The organism is Streptomyces sp. NPDC048483 (genome assembly GCF_040651455.1).
Classification (GTDB): domain Bacteria; phylum Actinomycetota; class Actinomycetes; order Streptomycetales; family Streptomycetaceae; genus Streptomyces.
Genome location: NZ_JBEZJZ010000041.1, coordinates 35589 through 51568, shown reverse-complemented (window position 1 = coordinate 51568; position 15980 = coordinate 35589). Strand labels below are relative to the sequence as shown.

At 72.3% G+C, this 15980-nt stretch carries 17 protein-coding genes; 9 read left to right on the top strand and 8 right to left on the bottom strand.

Going from position 1 to position 15980, the window contains the following annotated elements; translation table 11 throughout:
* The first annotated feature begins 3 nt into the window (after positions 1–3).
* The 3 genes from AB0D04_RS21435 to amaP are packed head-to-tail and all read left to right on the top strand — an operon-like array spanning position 4 to position 1668.
* Entirely contained in the window at positions 4–396 is a 393-nt protein-coding gene (locus AB0D04_RS21435) for a hypothetical protein (RefSeq protein WP_362705515.1), read from the top strand.
* The gene (locus AB0D04_RS21430) at positions 393–1055 is read left to right on the top strand and encodes a DUF6286 domain-containing protein (protein WP_362705513.1); all 663 of its coding nucleotides are present in this window, start codon (positions 393–395) and stop codon (positions 1053–1055) included. Before AB0D04_RS21435 ends, AB0D04_RS21430 begins: the two co-directional genes overlap by 4 nt.
* Before the next feature lie 7 nt (positions 1056–1062).
* Positions 1063–1668, top strand: coding sequence for an alkaline shock response membrane anchor protein AmaP (gene amaP, locus AB0D04_RS21425; RefSeq protein ID WP_362705511.1), 606 nt, complete (start codon positions 1063–1065; stop codon positions 1666–1668).
* Positions 1669–1788: 120 nt separating this feature from the next.
* On the opposite strand, the gene AB0D04_RS21420 is transcribed toward amaP, so the two are convergent.
* From AB0D04_RS21420 to AB0D04_RS21385, 8 genes are all read right to left on the bottom strand, one after another.
* Entirely contained in the window at positions 1789–2544 is a 756-nt protein-coding gene (locus AB0D04_RS21420; RefSeq protein ID WP_362705509.1) for an SDR family oxidoreductase, read from the bottom strand.
* Positions 2545–2549: 5 nt separating this feature from the next.
* Positions 2550–4343, bottom strand: coding sequence for a glycoside hydrolase family 15 protein (locus AB0D04_RS21415; RefSeq protein WP_362705507.1), 1794 nt, complete (start codon positions 4341–4343; stop codon positions 2550–2552).
* A 29-nt stretch (positions 4344–4372) separates the two neighbouring features.
* Positions 4373–5218 carry an SURF1 family protein gene (locus AB0D04_RS21410; RefSeq protein WP_362705504.1) on the bottom strand — a complete coding sequence of 282 codons (846 nt, stop codon included), beginning with the start codon at positions 5216–5218 and terminating at the stop codon, positions 4373–4375.
* 84 nt (positions 5219–5302) lie between these two features.
* Complete coding sequence (locus AB0D04_RS21405; protein ID WP_362705502.1) at positions 5303–5536, bottom strand: hypothetical protein; 234 nt, start codon at positions 5534–5536, stop codon at positions 5303–5305.
* A 63-nt stretch (positions 5537–5599) separates the two neighbouring features.
* A complete protein-coding gene (locus AB0D04_RS21400) occupies positions 5600–6685 on the bottom strand; it encodes a DEDDh family exonuclease (RefSeq protein ID WP_362705500.1) in 1086 nt (361 codons plus the stop codon).
* Positions 6686–6687: 2 nt separating this feature from the next.
* Complete coding sequence (locus tag AB0D04_RS21395) at positions 6688–7500, bottom strand: hypothetical protein (RefSeq protein WP_362705497.1); 813 nt, start codon at positions 7498–7500, stop codon at positions 6688–6690.
* A 98-nt stretch (positions 7501–7598) separates the two neighbouring features.
* Positions 7599–8882 carry a transposase gene (locus AB0D04_RS21390; RefSeq protein WP_362705494.1) on the bottom strand — a complete coding sequence of 428 codons (1284 nt, stop codon included), beginning with the start codon at positions 8880–8882 and terminating at the stop codon, positions 7599–7601.
* A gap of 276 nt (positions 8883–9158) precedes the next feature.
* Positions 9159–9878, bottom strand: coding sequence for a TetR/AcrR family transcriptional regulator (locus AB0D04_RS21385; protein WP_362705491.1), 720 nt, complete (start codon positions 9876–9878; stop codon positions 9159–9161).
* Between the two features lie 127 nt (positions 9879–10005).
* Between AB0D04_RS21385 and AB0D04_RS21380 the strand changes: the two genes are divergently transcribed.
* The 6 genes from AB0D04_RS21380 (at position 10006) to AB0D04_RS21355 (ending at position 15980) form a co-directional block, all read left to right on the top strand.
* Complete coding sequence (locus tag AB0D04_RS21380) at positions 10006–10803, top strand: acetoacetate decarboxylase family protein (RefSeq protein ID WP_362705488.1); 798 nt, start codon at positions 10006–10008, stop codon at positions 10801–10803.
* Positions 10803–11687: an SDR family NAD(P)-dependent oxidoreductase gene (locus AB0D04_RS21375; protein WP_362705486.1), complete on the top strand. Its 885-nt coding sequence runs from the start codon at positions 10803–10805 to the stop codon at positions 11685–11687. Before AB0D04_RS21380 ends, AB0D04_RS21375 begins: the two co-directional genes overlap by 1 nt.
* A gap of 29 nt (positions 11688–11716) precedes the next feature.
* A complete protein-coding gene (locus tag AB0D04_RS21370) occupies positions 11717–13000 on the top strand; it encodes an amidohydrolase family protein (protein WP_362705484.1) in 1284 nt (427 codons plus the stop codon).
* On the top strand, positions 12997–14259 hold the full coding sequence (locus AB0D04_RS21365; protein WP_362705482.1) for an amidohydrolase family protein: 1263 nt from the start codon (positions 12997–12999) through the stop codon (positions 14257–14259). Before AB0D04_RS21370 ends, AB0D04_RS21365 begins: the two co-directional genes overlap by 4 nt.
* Positions 14260–14382: 123 nt before the next feature.
* Complete coding sequence (locus tag AB0D04_RS21360; RefSeq protein WP_362705479.1) at positions 14383–15267, top strand: sterol desaturase family protein; 885 nt, start codon at positions 14383–14385, stop codon at positions 15265–15267.
* Entirely contained in the window at positions 15264–15980 is a 717-nt protein-coding gene (locus AB0D04_RS21355; protein ID WP_362705476.1) for a lysoplasmalogenase, read from the top strand. The genes AB0D04_RS21360 and AB0D04_RS21355 overlap by 4 nt, the downstream gene beginning before the upstream one ends.

Sequence of the window (15980 nt, the reverse complement as noted above, 5' to 3'; positions counted from 1 at the left end):
CGGGTGGCGACGGTGTCCCCGGCCGCCGCTGTCCCTGCCGTACCGGCGGGTGAGCGGGGCGCGACGAGAATCGCCGACCGGGTGGTGGCGAAGATCGCCGCACGGGCGGCGCGCGAGGCGCTGCGCGAAGCGGCCCCCACCGCACCCACCGATGCCCATGCGACGGTCACCGTCCACCCGCGCGAGGGCCGGCAGCAGTTCGGCGAGGCCCGCGTACGGGTCGCCGTCCAGCTGGGCTACCCCAGCGACATCGGCACGCAGTGCGCTGCGGTGCGTCGTCAAGTCACCGAGCGGGTAAGGACGTTGGCGAGCATGGAGGTGCCGGAGGTCGCGGTGGAGGTGGAGCGTCTGCACTCCCCGCTGCCGGCGGGCGCGGACCGGGGAAGGGTGCGATGAGCGACGACGAACCGGCGGACACCGGACGGCTGCCCACGCTCGACAAGGAGCCGGGCGGCGGCGGGCTGGAGCAGGCCGGATCGAGCGCGGCCTACACCAGCACGGGGGACGAGGACCGTTCCCGGCGGCGGTACTGGTCGGCCCGCCGGGTCCCGGCCGGGATCGTCGCCCTGCTGTTGCTCGGTGCCGTCGGTCTGCTGCTGTACGACGTGGCCGCGGTGCGCGCCGGCCGTCCCGCGATGGCCTGGCGCATCTGGCTCGCCCACCAGCTGGCCACCCGCCACCTGGACAGCCCCTGGGCACTGGGCGCCGCCGCGGCCGCGATGCTGATCGGGATCTGGCTTATCGCGCTGGCCGTCACCCCCGGCCTGCGCCAGGTGCTGCCGATGCGGCGCACCGCCCCCGGAATCCGGGCCTGCCTGGACCGCTCGGCCGCCGCCCTGGTGCTGCGTGACCGCGCCATGGAGGTCGCCGGGGTGCAGTCCGTACGGATGAAGGTCGGCCGCCGTAAGGCCAAGGCGCTGGCGTATGCGCACTTCCGTGAGCTGGACGAGGTCCGCGGCGACCTCGATACGGCGCTCGGTGACGGCCTCGCCCAGCTGGGGCTGGCCCATGGGCTGCATCTGATCGTCCACGTACGGCGCCCGAAGAAGAGGTGAGCGCGCGATGCGCACGGTACGCAGAGGCACCAACCGGGTGCTGCTGGGCCTGGCCGGTGCGGTCCTGCTGGGGACCGGGGGGACAGTGCTGATGGGCGGGCTCGACCTGCCCGTCAAATGGCACCTCGGACTGCCGGCCGGCTGGCCCTGGACCCGGCCCGGCGATGTGCTGCTGTCCGCGCACGACCGCACCCGGTGGACGGACCGCGGCTGGTGGTGGCCCGTCGTCATCGCCGTCCTGGCGGTGCTCGTCCTGCTGTTGCTGTGGTGGCTGGTGACCCAGCTCCGCAGGCACCGGCTGGACGAGATCCTGGTCGACAGCGGCGACGGCGAGGGCGCCCTGCTGCGCGGCCGGGCACTGGAGGGCGTGCTGGCGGCCGAGACGAAGGCGCTGGAGGGCGTTGACGGGGCCGCCGTGCTCCTGACCGGCCGCCGCACGGAACCGCGCCTGCGCGCCGTTCTGGCGCTCGCCCCGCACGCCGATCCCGGCACGGTCGTCCGGCGCTTCGCGGACGAGGCGGTGACGCATGCGCGCGGCTCGGCAGGTCTGGAGCGGCTGCCGGCGCAGGTGCGGCTGCGCGGGGTACGGCACCGGGCGGAGCGGGTCACCTAGGCCCTGTCGTCGAACTCCCGTCATTCGCCCGGAGGGCGGGCCTCGCGGGGTCCGGTGCACCCCCCGGGAACAGCTGGGGCGCGGCCGTACCGGCCCCGCCCCGTGGGCGCCGAAACCGCGTCAGAACCCGTGCCGCGCCCCGCCGTCCACCGGGACCATCACCCCGGTGACGTACGACGCCGCAGGCGAGAGCAGGAACGCCGCGGCGCGGCCGAACTCCTCGGGCGTGCCGTAGCGGCCCAGGGGGATCGTCGCGGAGTTGCGGGCGCGGGAGCCCTCGGGGTCGCCGGACAGGGCGTCGAGCTGGGTCATCCGGTCGGTGGCGATGCGGCCGGGCAGTACGCCGACGACGCGGATGCCGCGCGGGCCGAGTTCGTTGGCGAGGGACTTGGCGAAGCCGGCGAGGCCGGGGCGCAGGCCGTTGGAGATGGTCAGACCGCCGATGGGCTCGTGGACGGAGCCGGAGAGTACGAAGCCGATGACGCCGCCCTCGTCGAGTTCGGCGGCGGCCGTGCGGGCGAGGCGTACCGCGCCCAGGAAGACCGACTCGAAGGCGGACTGCCACTGTCCGTCGGTGTTGTCGGCGGTGGTGCCGGGGGCCGGGCCGCCGACGCTGATCATGACGCCGTCCAGGCGGCCGAAGCGCTCGCGGGCGGCGGCCACCAGGCGGGCGGCGGCCTCGGGGTCGCCGTTGTCGGCCGCGACGCCCAGGGCCCGTTCGCCCAGGGAGGCGGCCGCCGCGAGGGCGCTCTCCTCGGTGCGTCCGGTGATCACCACGTTGGCGCCGTCGGCGACCAGTTCGCGGGCGGTGGCGAGGCCGAGGCCGCGGGTGGCCCCGGTGACGAGGTATGTCCGGTCGGTGAGTCCAAGATCCATGGGCCCTAGTCTGCCTCCGCGGGCGCGTGCCCGAACAGCCCGAACGCGGTTCCCACCAGGCCGATGTGGCTGAAGGCCTGCGGGAAGTTGCCGAGCTGGCGCCCGGCCGCCGGGTCGTACTCCTCCGAGAGCAGGCCCACGTCGTTGCGCAGCGCCAGCAGCCGCTCGAACAGGGCGTGGGCCTCCGCACTGCGGCCGGTCAGCTCCAGCGCGTCGGCGAGCCAGAAGGAACAGACGAGGAAGGTGCCCTCGCCGCCGGGCAGTCCATCGACATTGGCGCCGCTGTCGGTGCTGTAACGCCGTACCAGACCGTCGTGCGAGAGCTCCCGGCGCACGGTGTCGACGGTCCCGTGGACCCGCGGGTCGTCGCCGGGGAGGAAGCCGACGCGGGGGATCAGCAGCGTGGCGGCGTCGAGTTCGGCGGAGCCGTAGTACTGGGTGAAGGTGCCGCGCTCCGCGTCGTAGCCCCGCTCGCAGACCTCGCGGTGGACGTCCTCGCGCATCGCCCGCCAGCGGACGATGTCCCCGCCGAGCTTCGGGTTGTTCTCCAGTGCCTGTACCGCGCGGTCCGCGGCGACCCAGGCCATGACCTTGGAGTGGACGAAGTGCCGGCGCGGCCCGCGGATCTCCCACAGGCCCTCGTCGGGGTCGCGCCAGGTGGACTCGAGGTAGTCCACCAGGGCGCGCTGGATGCTCCAGGCGTGTGCCTCGGACTCCATTCCGGCCGTGCGGCCGATGTGGAGGGAGTCCAGGACCTCGCCGTAGACATCGAGCTGGCGCTGTTGGACGGCGGCGTTGCCGATCCGTACGGGCGCCGATCCGGCGTACCCCGTCAGCCACGGAAGCTCGGCCTCCGGCAGGCGCCGTTCGCCCGCCAGGCCGTACATGATCTGCAGGTCGTCGGGGGCGCCGGCCACCGCGCGCAGCAGCCACTCCCGCCAGGCGGCGGCCTCGTCCAGATATCCGGCGGAGATCAGGGAGTTCAGGGTGAGGCTGGCGTCCCGCAGCCAGCAGTAGCGGTAGTCCCAGTTGCGGACGCCGCCCAGCTCCTCGGGCAGCGAGGTGGTGGGGGCGGCGACGATGCCGCCGGTGGGCGCATAGGTGAGGGCCTTGAGGGTGATCAGGGAGCGGATCACGGCGTCGCGGTGCGGGCCGTCGTAGCGGCAGCGCGCGGACCAGCTGTGCCAGTCCTCCAGGGTGGTGTCGAGGGCCTCGAACGCATCGATCTGGCGGGGGCGGGGCTCCTGGGAGGGGTGCCAGGTCAGCACGAAAGCGGTGCGTTCGCCCGCGGCGACGGTGAAGTCGGAGCGGGTGCTGAAGTCCTTGCCGTAGGTGGTGGCGCGGTCGGGGGAGCGCAGCCACACCGAGTCCGGTCCGGCGATCGCGACCCGGCTGCCCTCGGCGGCGCGCACCCAGGGAACCACCCGCCCGTAGTCGAACCTCAGCCGCAGCACCCCGCGCATCGCGACGCTGCCGTCAAGGCCCTCGATGATCCGTACGACATCGGGCGCGAGGTCGCGCTGCGGCATGAAGTCGGTGACCCGCACGGAGCCGTCAGGGGTCTCCCAGACGGTGTCCAGGACGAGCGAGTCGCCGCGGTAGGAACGCTCGGAGCGGGCATCGGGGGACGTGGGAGCCAGCCCCCAGTGGCCGTTTTCCTTGCTGCCGAGGAGGGCGGCGAAGCAGGCACCGGAGTCGAACCGCGGCAGGCACAGCCAGTCGATGGAGCCGCCGCGGCCGACGAGGGCGGCGGTCTGCAGATCGCCGATGAGCGCATAGTCCTCGATATGTGGGTGCACTCAGGGCGCTTTCCCGCCCGGCGCGGGTGCTAGTCGGTGAGCGCGGCTGTCCGGGCTACCGGCTCCCCGGCCGCCCCGGTGGCCTCCTCCGGCTCCCCGGCCGCCCCGCTCGCCTCCTTGGCCGCCGCCTCCGCCCGGTCGCGGCGTTCGCGGCGTACGAGGATGACCCAGCCGACCGGAACGGCCGCGGCGAACAGCCACCACTGGATCGCATACGCCATGTGCGGGCCGATGCTGTCGTGGTCCGGCTCGGGGACCGGCTCGGGGCTGCCGCCGGCCGGCCTGGGCGCGGTCTGCTCGATGTAGCCGCCGAGCACCGGCCGCGCCAGCCGCTTCGCCATCTGCGTGCTGTTGATCAGCATCACCTGGCGGGCGGGCAGGCCCTTGGTGTTCTTGATGCCGCTTTCCGCGGTGGTCTCGTCGGCCATGATCCGGCCGGTGACGGTGACCTTGCCCCTGGGGGCGGCCGGGACGTCGGGGAACCTGGTGAGGTCGTTGCCGGCCGAGATCCAGCCGCGGTTGACCAGGACGTCCTTGCCGCCCTCGAGCGCGAGCGGGGTCAGGACGTAATAGCCGATGCTCTGCTCGTCGGCGGCGGTGCGCTGGCGGACCACGACCTCATGCGCCGTGTCGTAGGTGCCGGTGGCGGTGACCGTACGCCACATGTCGTGCCGGGGGAGCGCCCGGCCGGGGACGGTCAGCCGGGTGACCGGGACCGGCTCGGCGGCCAGGCTGTCGGCGATGAGCTGGTTCTGCGCCACCTTGTGCTCGTGACGGTGCAGCTGCCAGAAGCCCAGCTCGATCATGACGGGGATCAGCACGAGACCCAACAGGGTGAGGATCACCCACTGCCGGGACAACAGGAAGCGGTACACGCCAACGACCGTACCTGGCGTGCGGCGGCCCCCGGCCAGGGGGTCCTGCCGGGGGCCGGAAGCCGCGTAGGGGCGGTGCCGGGCTCAGACTCTGTCGACGATGCCCACCTTCCCCTCCGAGCGCGCGCAATGGGCGCCGCAGTAGAAGTGCCCCTCGACCTCGACGCCCTGGCCGATGATCTGGCACCGGCAGTGCTCACAGATCGGCGCCATGCGGTGGATGGCGCAGGAGAAGCAGTCGAAGACATGCACCGCGCCCTGCGCGTGCACCTCGAACGTCATGCCGTATTCGTTTCCGCAGACCTCACAACGTGCCATGCGCCACAGGGTGCGGGCGGGGCCCCTGCGGAGCGAGGTGCGGGCGGGTGTGTTGGCCGGGCTTCACCCGGACGCAGGCGCCTGGTCAGCGGGGGCCGCCGGTTCTGCCGGTGCTGCGGGTTCTGCGGGTTCCACGTCTCGCAGCAGCTGCATGAAGGCCGCCTCGTCGACCACGACCGTGCCGAACCGGGCGGCCTTGGCGGTCTTGGAGGTCTGCGCGTCGGGGTCGTTGGTCACCAGCAGGCTGGTCAGCCGGGACATGCTGGTCGCGATGTGCAGCCCGGCCTCGATCGCCCGGTCCTCCAGCAGCTCGCGGTCCACGGACGTGTCCCCGGAGAACGCCACCCGCATCCCCTGGACCAGCCGCCCGCCCGCCGCATAGCGCCCCGGGTTGGGATACGGACACGCCGGGCGCTTGCGGGACGGACGCCAGGAGGACGGGCGGTAGGACGAGGCGGCGGCATGCTGCCGGGGGGCGGGGGAGTCCGACCACTCCGTCAGCGGCTGGCAGGTCAGCAGCGGCAGCCGCAGTTTCTCCCGCGCGGCCCGGCGCAGGCTGGGCGTGAAGGCCTCGGCCAGCACCCGGGCGTCGTCCAGGGCGTGGTGGGCGCGTTCCTGTACGACGCCGTAATGGGCCGCGAGGGATTCCAGTTTGTGGTTGGGCAGCGGCAGCCGCAGTTCCTTGGAGAGCGCGATGGTGCACAGCCGCCGGCGCACCGGGGCCACCGCGCCGGCGCGGGCGTACTCGCGGGCGATCATCGACCAGTCGAACATGGCGTTGTGCGCGACCAGCACGCGGTCCGCCAGACGCCGCGACAGCTCCGGGACGATCTCCGGGAAGAGCGGCGCATCGGCCAGCACCTCACTCGTCAGGCCGTGGATCCAGACCGGGCCCGGATCGCGCTGCGGATTGACGAGGGTGTACCAGTGGTCCTGGACCTCACCCCGGGCGTCGAGTTGATACACCGCGGCGGAGATGATCCGGTCGTCGCGGGCCAGGCCGGTGGTCTCCACGTCGACCACCGCGTACCCCTGGGGGTACCCGTCCGGCCAGGGAGCCGGCGGCGTCTGCGGGCCCGGCTGCTGCCCGATCTTCGGCGCGGTCTCCGGCGCGATCGAGTGAGCTGCTGCCATGCGGTCTTCGAGCATGGTCACTGAGGATACGGGCCGCCACTGACAGCCACCGCACCGCCGTCGTCCGCGGCCGGCGCATCCGGGCCCGTCGCGACCGCGGTCTCCAGGGCGGCGACGAGGTCGCCCGCGGCGATCCGGCGCAGCCCCGAGACACCGTCAGCGGGCCCCGGATAGAGCCGGTAGAGCGTCCCGGTCGCCTCGTCGGGCGCGACCGTGCCGTCCACCAGGACAAGCAGTACCCGCCGCCCGGCGGCGGTTTCGGCCGCCAGGGCGTCCGCGTCCTTGGCGGGCGTACGGGAGTCCGGCGCCGCGCCGGTACGGATCCGCGCCGCGAACGAGGCGTCGGTCTCGTCCGCCGCCCGCCGGTACGTCCATACCTCGTCGGGCGCGTCCGGCTCGCGCACGTTGTCCGATTCCTTGCGGTCGGTGGCCGGGGAACCGTGGACCGCGCGGCGCAGCACCGCGACCTCGTCGGTGCGGGCCGCGGCGTGCCACACCGACAGGTCCCAGAGAGTGACCCGGCCGGGGTCGGCGTACCGCTCGATGAGGTGACGGCCGAGGACCCCGAGCGGCCCGGCGTGCATGTCCACGTTGTGGTAGCCCCCGGACGGCGGCAGATGGACATCGGTCCACAGCGCGCTGCCGTCCTGGAGGTCGACCAGCATCGGGACGCACACACGGGAGTCACCGGTCAGGTCGAAGCGCTGGCGGACGGAGCGCGGGTCGTAGGCGGCGCCCAGCCGTAGACCGTCGGGCAGTTCCATGAATCCGGCGAACGCGTCGGGCAGGTCGTCGAACGGGATGTCGTTGTAGCTGAAGACGATGACCACGGCGTAGCGCGCCCGCCCGGCCGACGGTGCCGTCAGGTCGAGGTCGACGTACTCGTTGACGATTCCTCACCCCTCTGATCAGGGGCGATTCCCTTCGGCTACCCGTGGGTGGCCGGGAGGGTTTCACGCGTCCGCCTCCCGCGTTGGGCGGGGACTCGCACCGCGTGGGTGCTGCGCGTGCTGTTGATGACCGAGCCACCCGTCCGGCGGGCTCGGGCCTCGATCTCGATCGAGGCGTTGTGGTCGGCGTCGTCCTCGTGCCCGCAGTGGACGCAGGAGAAGAGCCTGCCGCAGCCTTGACGGCTGTCGGGGTCGACCGCGCCGCAGGCGGCGCAGGTCTGGGAGGTGTGGAACGCGGGCACCGCGACCAGCTCCGAGCCGTACAGCAGGCACTTGTACCCCAGCTGCCGACGCCGCTCGCCGGGGGTGTTGTCCAGGATCGACCGGTTCAGCCCGGCCTTCTGAGCAACGTTCTTGCCCGGTGCGTTCATGGTGCCCTTGGCCGTCGTGGTCATGTTCTTCACGCGCAGGTCCTCGATACCGACAATGCCGTGGTTTTTGGCCAGGTCGGTGGTGAGCTCGTGTGTGAAGTCCTGTCGACGGTTGGCCTGCCGGGTCCTGAGCTTGGCGATCTGGGCGATGGTCTTACGCAGGCGCCCCGAGTACCGGCCCCCGTTGCGCTTCTTGGCGTAGCTGAGCTGCCGAGCCTTCCGGTGTTCCAGGAACCGCAGCCGGGCTTGCTCGGTAGTGGTGAGGGCGGGCGGCATCGTCCGCGGCTCGGTCTCGGTGGAGACGTATGCCGACGCGCTCACGCCGAAGTCCACCCCGCACGCTGGTTCGCCGTTCGGCGCGGCGGGCCTGCGGCCGGTGTGTACGCCGAAGGAGATGTGCCAGCCCGTCCCGTCCCGGGACACGGTGGCGTTGCGGATCACTCCGCCCAGAGCGCGGGAGAGCCGGAAACGTACCCAGCCGAGCTTCGGCAGGCGTACTTCGCCCCAGTGCCGGCTGAGCTTGCGGACCTCGATCCGCTGGCCTTTGAAGGGGATGCTCATGCGGTGCCCGCGCTTCTTCCGCGCTGGGAACCCCGACGGATGGTCAGGGTTCCAGAAGTTGAGGAACGCTGCGTCCAGGTTCGCCAGCACCCGCTGGCCGCACTCGGACGGCAGATCAGCGATCCAGTCCAGCTCGGCGCGGGCCTGGGCGAGCTGCTTGCACTGCGCCGACCCCATCAGTGTCAGATCGCGCTGCCGGTACACGTACCGGCGCTGCTCCAGTGCAACGTTCCACAACGCCCGGCAGGTGTGCCCCCACGCAGTCAGCCGGGCCTCAGTTTCCGAAGTGGGGTACAGCCGGTACCGGCGTCCCATGTCGGCCTTGGACACGCGGGGCGCACCTCCCTCCTGACGTGCAGGCTTGCGGCGATCACTCTACCGTCCGGAGCATGCCAACCGGCCTGCTTCGGAGGTTTGTTGGGAGGTATCTGGAGCGACGCTGCGGACCTTCGGTGTGCAGGACCAAGAAGCCGGCTGAGCCCACCCGGCCGGTGGTGCGCAGCCCGTCCGACGCCAGGGCCGCGGGGGCGGAGAGTGGGCGCGCTGGAGTCATTTTTGAATAATGAGAAGGAAGCACGCCGCGGAGCCGCCCCCGCGACCGCGAGTCTAGGACGCCGGTGATCGCGGAAGCCAGTCGTTTTCCGGGTCCGTCCGCCCCGGATCCGTCTGCTGGGGGTCCGTTCGCCCCGGATCCGTCGGCTCCGGTTCCCCCGGCGCCAGCAGCGACGCCACCAGGGCGTCGAGCGAGACCAGGAAGAGCCGCTCGGCGTCGACCGGGCCGGCCAGCGCGCGGGCCAGCGCCGGATCGTGCCCGGCGGTGGGGGAGTCCCACAACTCGCCCTCGCTGGGGTGCTGCTCCGGCGCCCGCTCCCGGTTGCGCTCGATCAGGACGAAGCCGACCACCTGGAACTGCACCGCCCGTACCGCCTCGGCCGCGAGCTCGCCGCGCAGCCCGGCGGCGTGCGCCTCATGGACCAGCGCCTGCTGCGCGGGCAGGAACATCCGCTCCGTCAGGCCGCGTTCATGGACCATCGCGATCAGATGCGGGCGCTCGCGCAGCGCGGTGCGCAGCGCGCGGGCCACCGAGACGATCCGGGCGTGCGGGGTCTCGCCGACGGGGCGGATCTCGCCCATTTCCCGGACGGTGCGCTCCACCAGGGCGTCCAGCAGCGACTCGCGGTTGCCGACGTGCCAGTAGATGGAGGTGACGGCGGTGCCCAGCTCCGTGGCGAGCCGGCGCATGGTCAGCGCTGCGGGGCCGTGCGCCCGCACCAGCCGGGCGGCGCTCGTCAGAACCTCTTCGCCGGTCAGCGCGGTACGTGTCATGCCCTCCACCTATCCCGACAACTCCCTTGCGCGCAAGGCTCTTTACCCTTCGCGGCGCGCGGTGTAACAGTGTTACAGGCGCCTGGCACGACCCCCGCAAGTCAGCCACGACGAAGGGCGGTACGACATGGCACGCATACGCTACGGAGCGCGCACCGAGAAGGAGATCGCCGCCGCGCGCACCGCGAGTTCCAAGCTCCCCGACATCTGGTCCACCGGCGTGGTGGCCGTCTGGGAGAGCGACCCGGACGCGGTCGCGGCCGTTCTGCCGCCGCCGCTCAAACCCACCGGCCGCCCCCTGGTCCGGGCCACCATCTCCACCGTCGACCTGCCCGGCTACCCCCTGGGCGCGGGCTCGGTCGCCGTGGCGGCCGTGCACCACGGCGTCGAGGGCTGGTATCCGCTCGTCATGCCGATGACCCACGAGCGGGCCCTGATCGGCGGCCGCGAGGTCTTCGGCGAGCCCAAGAAGCTGGGCGAGGTCACCGTCGAACGCGACGGCCCCCTCGTCCGCGCCGCGCTCGCCCGGCACGGCATCGCCTTCGTCGAGGTCCGCGGCGCGGTCAGCGCCCCGCTCCCGGTGCCGGAGCCGGCCCGCAGGACCGACTTCTACTTCAAGTTCCTGCCCGCCGTGGACGGTTCGGGCTTCGACCTCGACCCCGTCCTGGTGCACTGCGTACGCAACGAGAAGGTCCGCAGGCTGGAGCGGATCACCGGGGACGTGGTCCTGCGCGAGTCGATGTACGACCCCGTCGCCGACCTCCCCGTACGCACCCTCGTCGGGATCACCCTCGGCGAGAAGACCACCGACCAGCAGGGCAGGGTCGCCGAGCGGGTCAGCGCCGAGGCCCTGCTGCCCTACCTCCACCAGCGCTACGACGACCCGCAGCAGATCCTCGACGGCCCGCCCGAGGGGAGCGTCTGATGCAGCTGCGTGCGGGACAGGTCGCGGTGGTCACCGGCGCCGCGAGCGGCATCGGGCTGGCCCTGGCGCGCCGCTTCGCCGCGGAGGGCCTGCGGGTCGTCCTCGCGGACGTCGAGGAGGAGCCGCTGCGCGCCGCCGCCGACGAGCTGATCGCGGACGGTGCCGAGGTGCTGGCGCGCACCGTGGACGTCGGCGTACGGGAGGAGGTCGTGGCCCTCGCCGACGCCGCGTACGACACCTTCGGCGCGGTGCATCTGCTGTGCAACAACGCGGGCGTGGGCTCGGGCGCCGAGGGCCGGATGTGGGAGCACGAACCCAACGACTGGAAATGGGCGTTCTCGGTCAATGTCTGGGGCGTCTTCCACGGCATCCAGGCGTTCGTACCGCGCATGATCGCGGCCGGCGAGCCCGGCCATGTCGTCAACACCTCCTCCACCGACGGCGGCATCGCGCCCCTGCCCACCGCCTCCGTCTACGCCGTCACCAAGGCGGCCGTGGTGACGATGACCGAGTCCCTGTACGCGCATCTGAAGGCGGAGCGCGCGCGGGTGGGCGCATCGGTGCTCTTCCCCGGGCCGCACATGCTGCGTACGGGCCTGTGGGAGTCGCACCGCAACCGGCCGGGCCGGTACGCCAAGCAGCGGCCCCGCAGGACGCCGTACCGCAGCCTCGAACAGTGGGAGGCCGCCATGAAGGAGGCCGGCCAGGACATCGCGTTCACGCCCGTCGAGCAGGTCGCCGACCTCGTTGCCGAAGGCCTCGCGGCCGACCGCTTCTGGCTGCTGCCCGGGAGCGAGCACAGCGACCGGCAGATCCGGGCCCGCTCACAGTCGATGCTCGACCGCGCCGACCCGTCGTACCTGGAGCACTTCATTCTCGACTGATGCCCGACCGAGGGACCAAGGGACATGCGATGACCGACCAGGACCCCTACCTGATCATCTCCTCCGACTGCCACGCGGGGCTCCCCACCGAGGAGTACCGCCCCTACCTCGACGCCCGCTTCCACCGCGCCTTCGACGGCTTCCTCGGCGAACGCGACGCCCGCCGCGCCGAGGCCACCCGCCTCGGCGTCCGTAACGACGCCTTCGCCGCCAAGTGGTTCCAGGACAACGAAGAGGGCCTGCGCGGCGGCTGGGACAGCGCGCAGCGCCTGAAGGAACTCGACGGCGACGGGGTGGCGGCGGAGGTCGTCTTCCCGGACGCGGACGCCGTCGACAGCGGTACGGCCGCCCCCTTCGGTGTGGGCCTGGGCCTGTCCGGCGACCAGGATCCGGAACTCGGCATGGCCGGCGCCCAGGCGCACAACCGCTGGCTCGCCGACTTCGTCTCCGCACACCCCGAACGGCACTGCGGCGTCGCCCTGCTGCCCGTCACCGCCGACCCGGACAAGGTCGTCGCCGAGATCCACCGCGCCAAGGCGTCCGGCCTCGGCGCCCTGATGATCCCCTCCATGTGGGTCGACAACGCGCCCTACCACGACCGCCGTTACGACCCCGTCTGGGCCGCGGCCGCCGAGTGCGCGATGCCGGTTCTCACCCACTCCGGGGCCGCGCCCCGCCACGAATACGGCGACCACCTCGGCATCTATGTCTCCGAGGTGACCTGGTGGCCGGCCCGCCCCCTGTGGTTCCTGCTCTGGTCCGGCGTCTTCGAACGCCACCCCGGCCTGACGTTCGGCGTCGCCGAATCCGGCTGCTGGTGGCTGCCGAACCTCCTCTGGTTCATGGACCGCCTCTACCTCGGCGCCCACGGCGGCAAGAAGCTTTCACCCTTCGCCGCCCTCAAGCGCCCCCCGCACGAGTACCTGGACCGCCAGGTCTTCCTTTGCGCCACCAACACCAAACGCCGCGAACTGGCCCAGCGCTACGAGATCGGCGTCGGCAACATCCTGTGGGGCAGCGACTTCCCGCACCCCGAGGGCACCTGGCCCGACACCCGCACCTGGCTGAAGAAGACCTTCCACGACATCCCGGTGGCCGAGACCCGCCGCATGCTCGGCCGGTCGGCCGCCGAGGTCTTCGGGTTCGACACCGCAAAGCTGGCCCCGCTGGCCCGCCGTATCGGCCCCACACCCGCCGAACTCGGCCAGCCCGCCGACCAGTCGGCCGTCGAGTCCTCCTGGGCCCGCTCCCGCGAGGCGGGCCGCCACTGGCTGACCGGCGACGACTTCCCGACCCTGGGAGTGACCCCGTGAACAACCGCGTGAACGACCCCGCGAGTGCCCCCGCAACCGACCGCTACACCGTCATCTCCGCCGACTGCCACGCCGGCGCCGACCTCCTCGACTACAAGCCGTACCTGGAATCCCGGTACCACGAGGCCTTCGACGTCTGGGCCGCCGGCTACGTCAACCCGCACGAGGACCTGCTCGCCGACACCGCCGACCGCAACTGGAACTCCGCCCGCCGGCTGGCCGAGCAGGAGGCCGACGGCATCGTCGCCGAGGTCGTCTTCCCCAACACCATCCCGCCGTTCTTCCCGAGCGCGTCCCTGATGGCCCCGGCCCCCACCGGTGAGGAGTTCGGCCTGCGCTGGGCGGGCCTGCGCGCCCACAACCGCTGGCTCGCCGACTTCTGTGCCGAGGCTCCCGGCCGCCGGGCGGGCGTCGCCCAGATCCTCCTCAACGATGTCGACGAGGCCGTGCGGGAGGTCCACCGCACCAAGGAGGCCGGCCTCACCGGCGGCATCATGCTCCCCGGCACCCCGCCCGGCTCCGGCCTGCCCGAACTCCACTCCCCCGTCTACGACCCCCTCTGGGCGGCCTGCGCCGACCTGGACGTCCCGGTCAACCACCACGGCGGCTCGGCCTCCCCGCCGCTGGGCGACGAACCCGCCGCCCGCGCCGTCTTCATGGTGGAGACGACGTGGTTCTCGCACCGCGCCCTGTGGCACCTCATCTTCGGCGGCGCCTTCCGCCGCCACCCCACCCTCAAGCTCGTCCTCACCGAACAGGGCTCCGGCTGGATCCCGGGCATCCTGGACATGCTGGACTACTACCACGACCGCCTGGTGGCGGCCTCCACCCGCGCGGCCACCGCCGAGGCCAAGTTCGGCGCCGGCCTCGCCGCGACCATGGGCGACACCCCGGCCGCCATCTGGCGCGACAACTGCTCCGTGGGCGCCAGCTTCATGCGCCCCCACGAGGTCCCGCTCCGCCACCGCATCGGCCTCGACAAGATCATGTGGGGCAGCGACTACCCCCACGACGAGGGCACCCCGCCCTACTCCCGCGAGGCCCTCCGCCTGGCCTACGCGGGCCTGCCCACGGACGAGATCACCGCCATGCTCGCCACCAACGCCGCCCGCGTCTACGGCTTCGACCTCGCCCACCTCGACGCCATAGCGGCCCGCGTCGGCCCGACGGTCGCCGAGATCGCCGCACCCCTGGAGAAGATCCCGGCGGACGCGACGAGCCCGGCGTTCGCGGCGGGCGGTTCCGTACGGGTGTGGTGAGAAGGGGACGAGCCGGACAACGTTACCGACGGTATGTTTCGCCCGGTAGCTGACATCAGGTCTCACATACTTCTGAGTAACAACCCCTAGCGGCATCCCCGTCACCCGCTTTATGGTGCGGGCATGCCGCACCTGCCCGATGTCGTGTTGTGGTCCGTACCCGCCTTTGTTCTGCTCACCGTCGTGGAGATGGTGAGCTATCGCCTCCATCCCGACGAGGATGCAAAGGGCTACGAAGCCAAGGACGCGGCCACCAGCGTCGGCATGGGGCTCGGCAGCCTCGTCTTCGACGCCCTGTGGAAGATACCCATCGTGGCGATCTACGCCGCGGTCTATGAACTCACTCCGCTGCGCGTCCCGGTGCTGTGGTGGACGCTGCTGCTGATGCTGCTCGCCCAGGACTTCTTCTACTACTGGTCGCACCGCGGCCACCACGTCATCCGCATCCTGTGGGCCTGCCATGTGGTCCACCACTCCAGCAAGAAGTTCAACCTCACCACCGCCCTGCGCCAGCCCTGGACGACCTGGACCGTCTGGCCGTTCTACGTCCCGATGATCGCCCTCGGCGTGCACCCGGCCGCGATCGCCTTTTGCTCCGGCGCCAACCTCGTCTACCAGTTTTGGGTGCATACGGAACGGGTCGACAAGCTGCCCCGCCCCTTCGAGTTCGTGCTCAACACGCCCTCCCACCACCGGGTCCATCACGCCTCGCAGGGCGGCTATCTGGACCGTAACTTCGGCGGGATCCTGATCATCTGGGACCGGATGTTCGGCTCGTTCGTCCCGGAGACCGAGCGGCCCGTCTACGGCCTCACCAAGAACATCGACAGCTTCAATCCGCTGCGGGTGGCCACCCATGAGTACGCCGCCATCGCGCGCGACATCAAGGCGGCGAACAGCTGGCGCGAGCGCGCGGGGCGGGTCTTCCGCGGGCCGGGGTGGCAGCCGGCCGCGGGGAGCCGGGCGGCAAAGGCCCCTGCGGCCGCCGTCGAGGAGACCGTCGCGTGACCGCTCGCCTGCCCAGGGCGGAACGGCCCCTGCTGGGCGCCTTCGGCGTGCTCACCGTCGTCCACCTCGGCGCGCTGCTCGCCGGCGCCGCCGGCCTCGCACACCTCACCAAGCCCGCCCTGATGCCGGTGCTCGCCGTCTACGTGCTGGCTCGCGGCGGCCCACCGCTGCTCGCCGGTGCGCTGCTGTTCGGCTGCGGCGGCGACACCTTCCTCCAGATCGGCGGAGCCGGCGGGGGCGCCGCCTTCCTGGTGGGGATGGGGTCCTTCGCCGCCGGGCACCTCTGCTATCTGGTGCTGTGCGCCCGGCACGGGGCGCCGCTGGGCGGCCGTGCCCGTACGGGAACGTTCGGCGGCGTCTACGCCGCGGTCCTGGCCGCGACCGTCGCGCTCCTGTGGGCGGACCTCCCGGCCGACCTGCGGATCCCCGTCGCCGGCTACAGCCTCCTGCTGACCGCGATGGCCTTCGGTGCGCTGCGGGCGGGGCCGTGGGCGGCGGTCGGCGGGCTGCTGTTCCTGCTCTCCGACACCCTGATCGCGAGCGGCATCGCCCACTGGCCGCAGCTGCCCGCCCCGCAGTTCTGGATCATGCTCACCTATGCGGCGGCGCAGCTCGCGCTGGCCGAGGGCGTGCTGCGGGCGGCCGCCGGGCCCGGAGACACGGAGGGGGCCGGGCGGCGAACCACCCGGCCCCGTAAGGCACTTAGCGCCTGA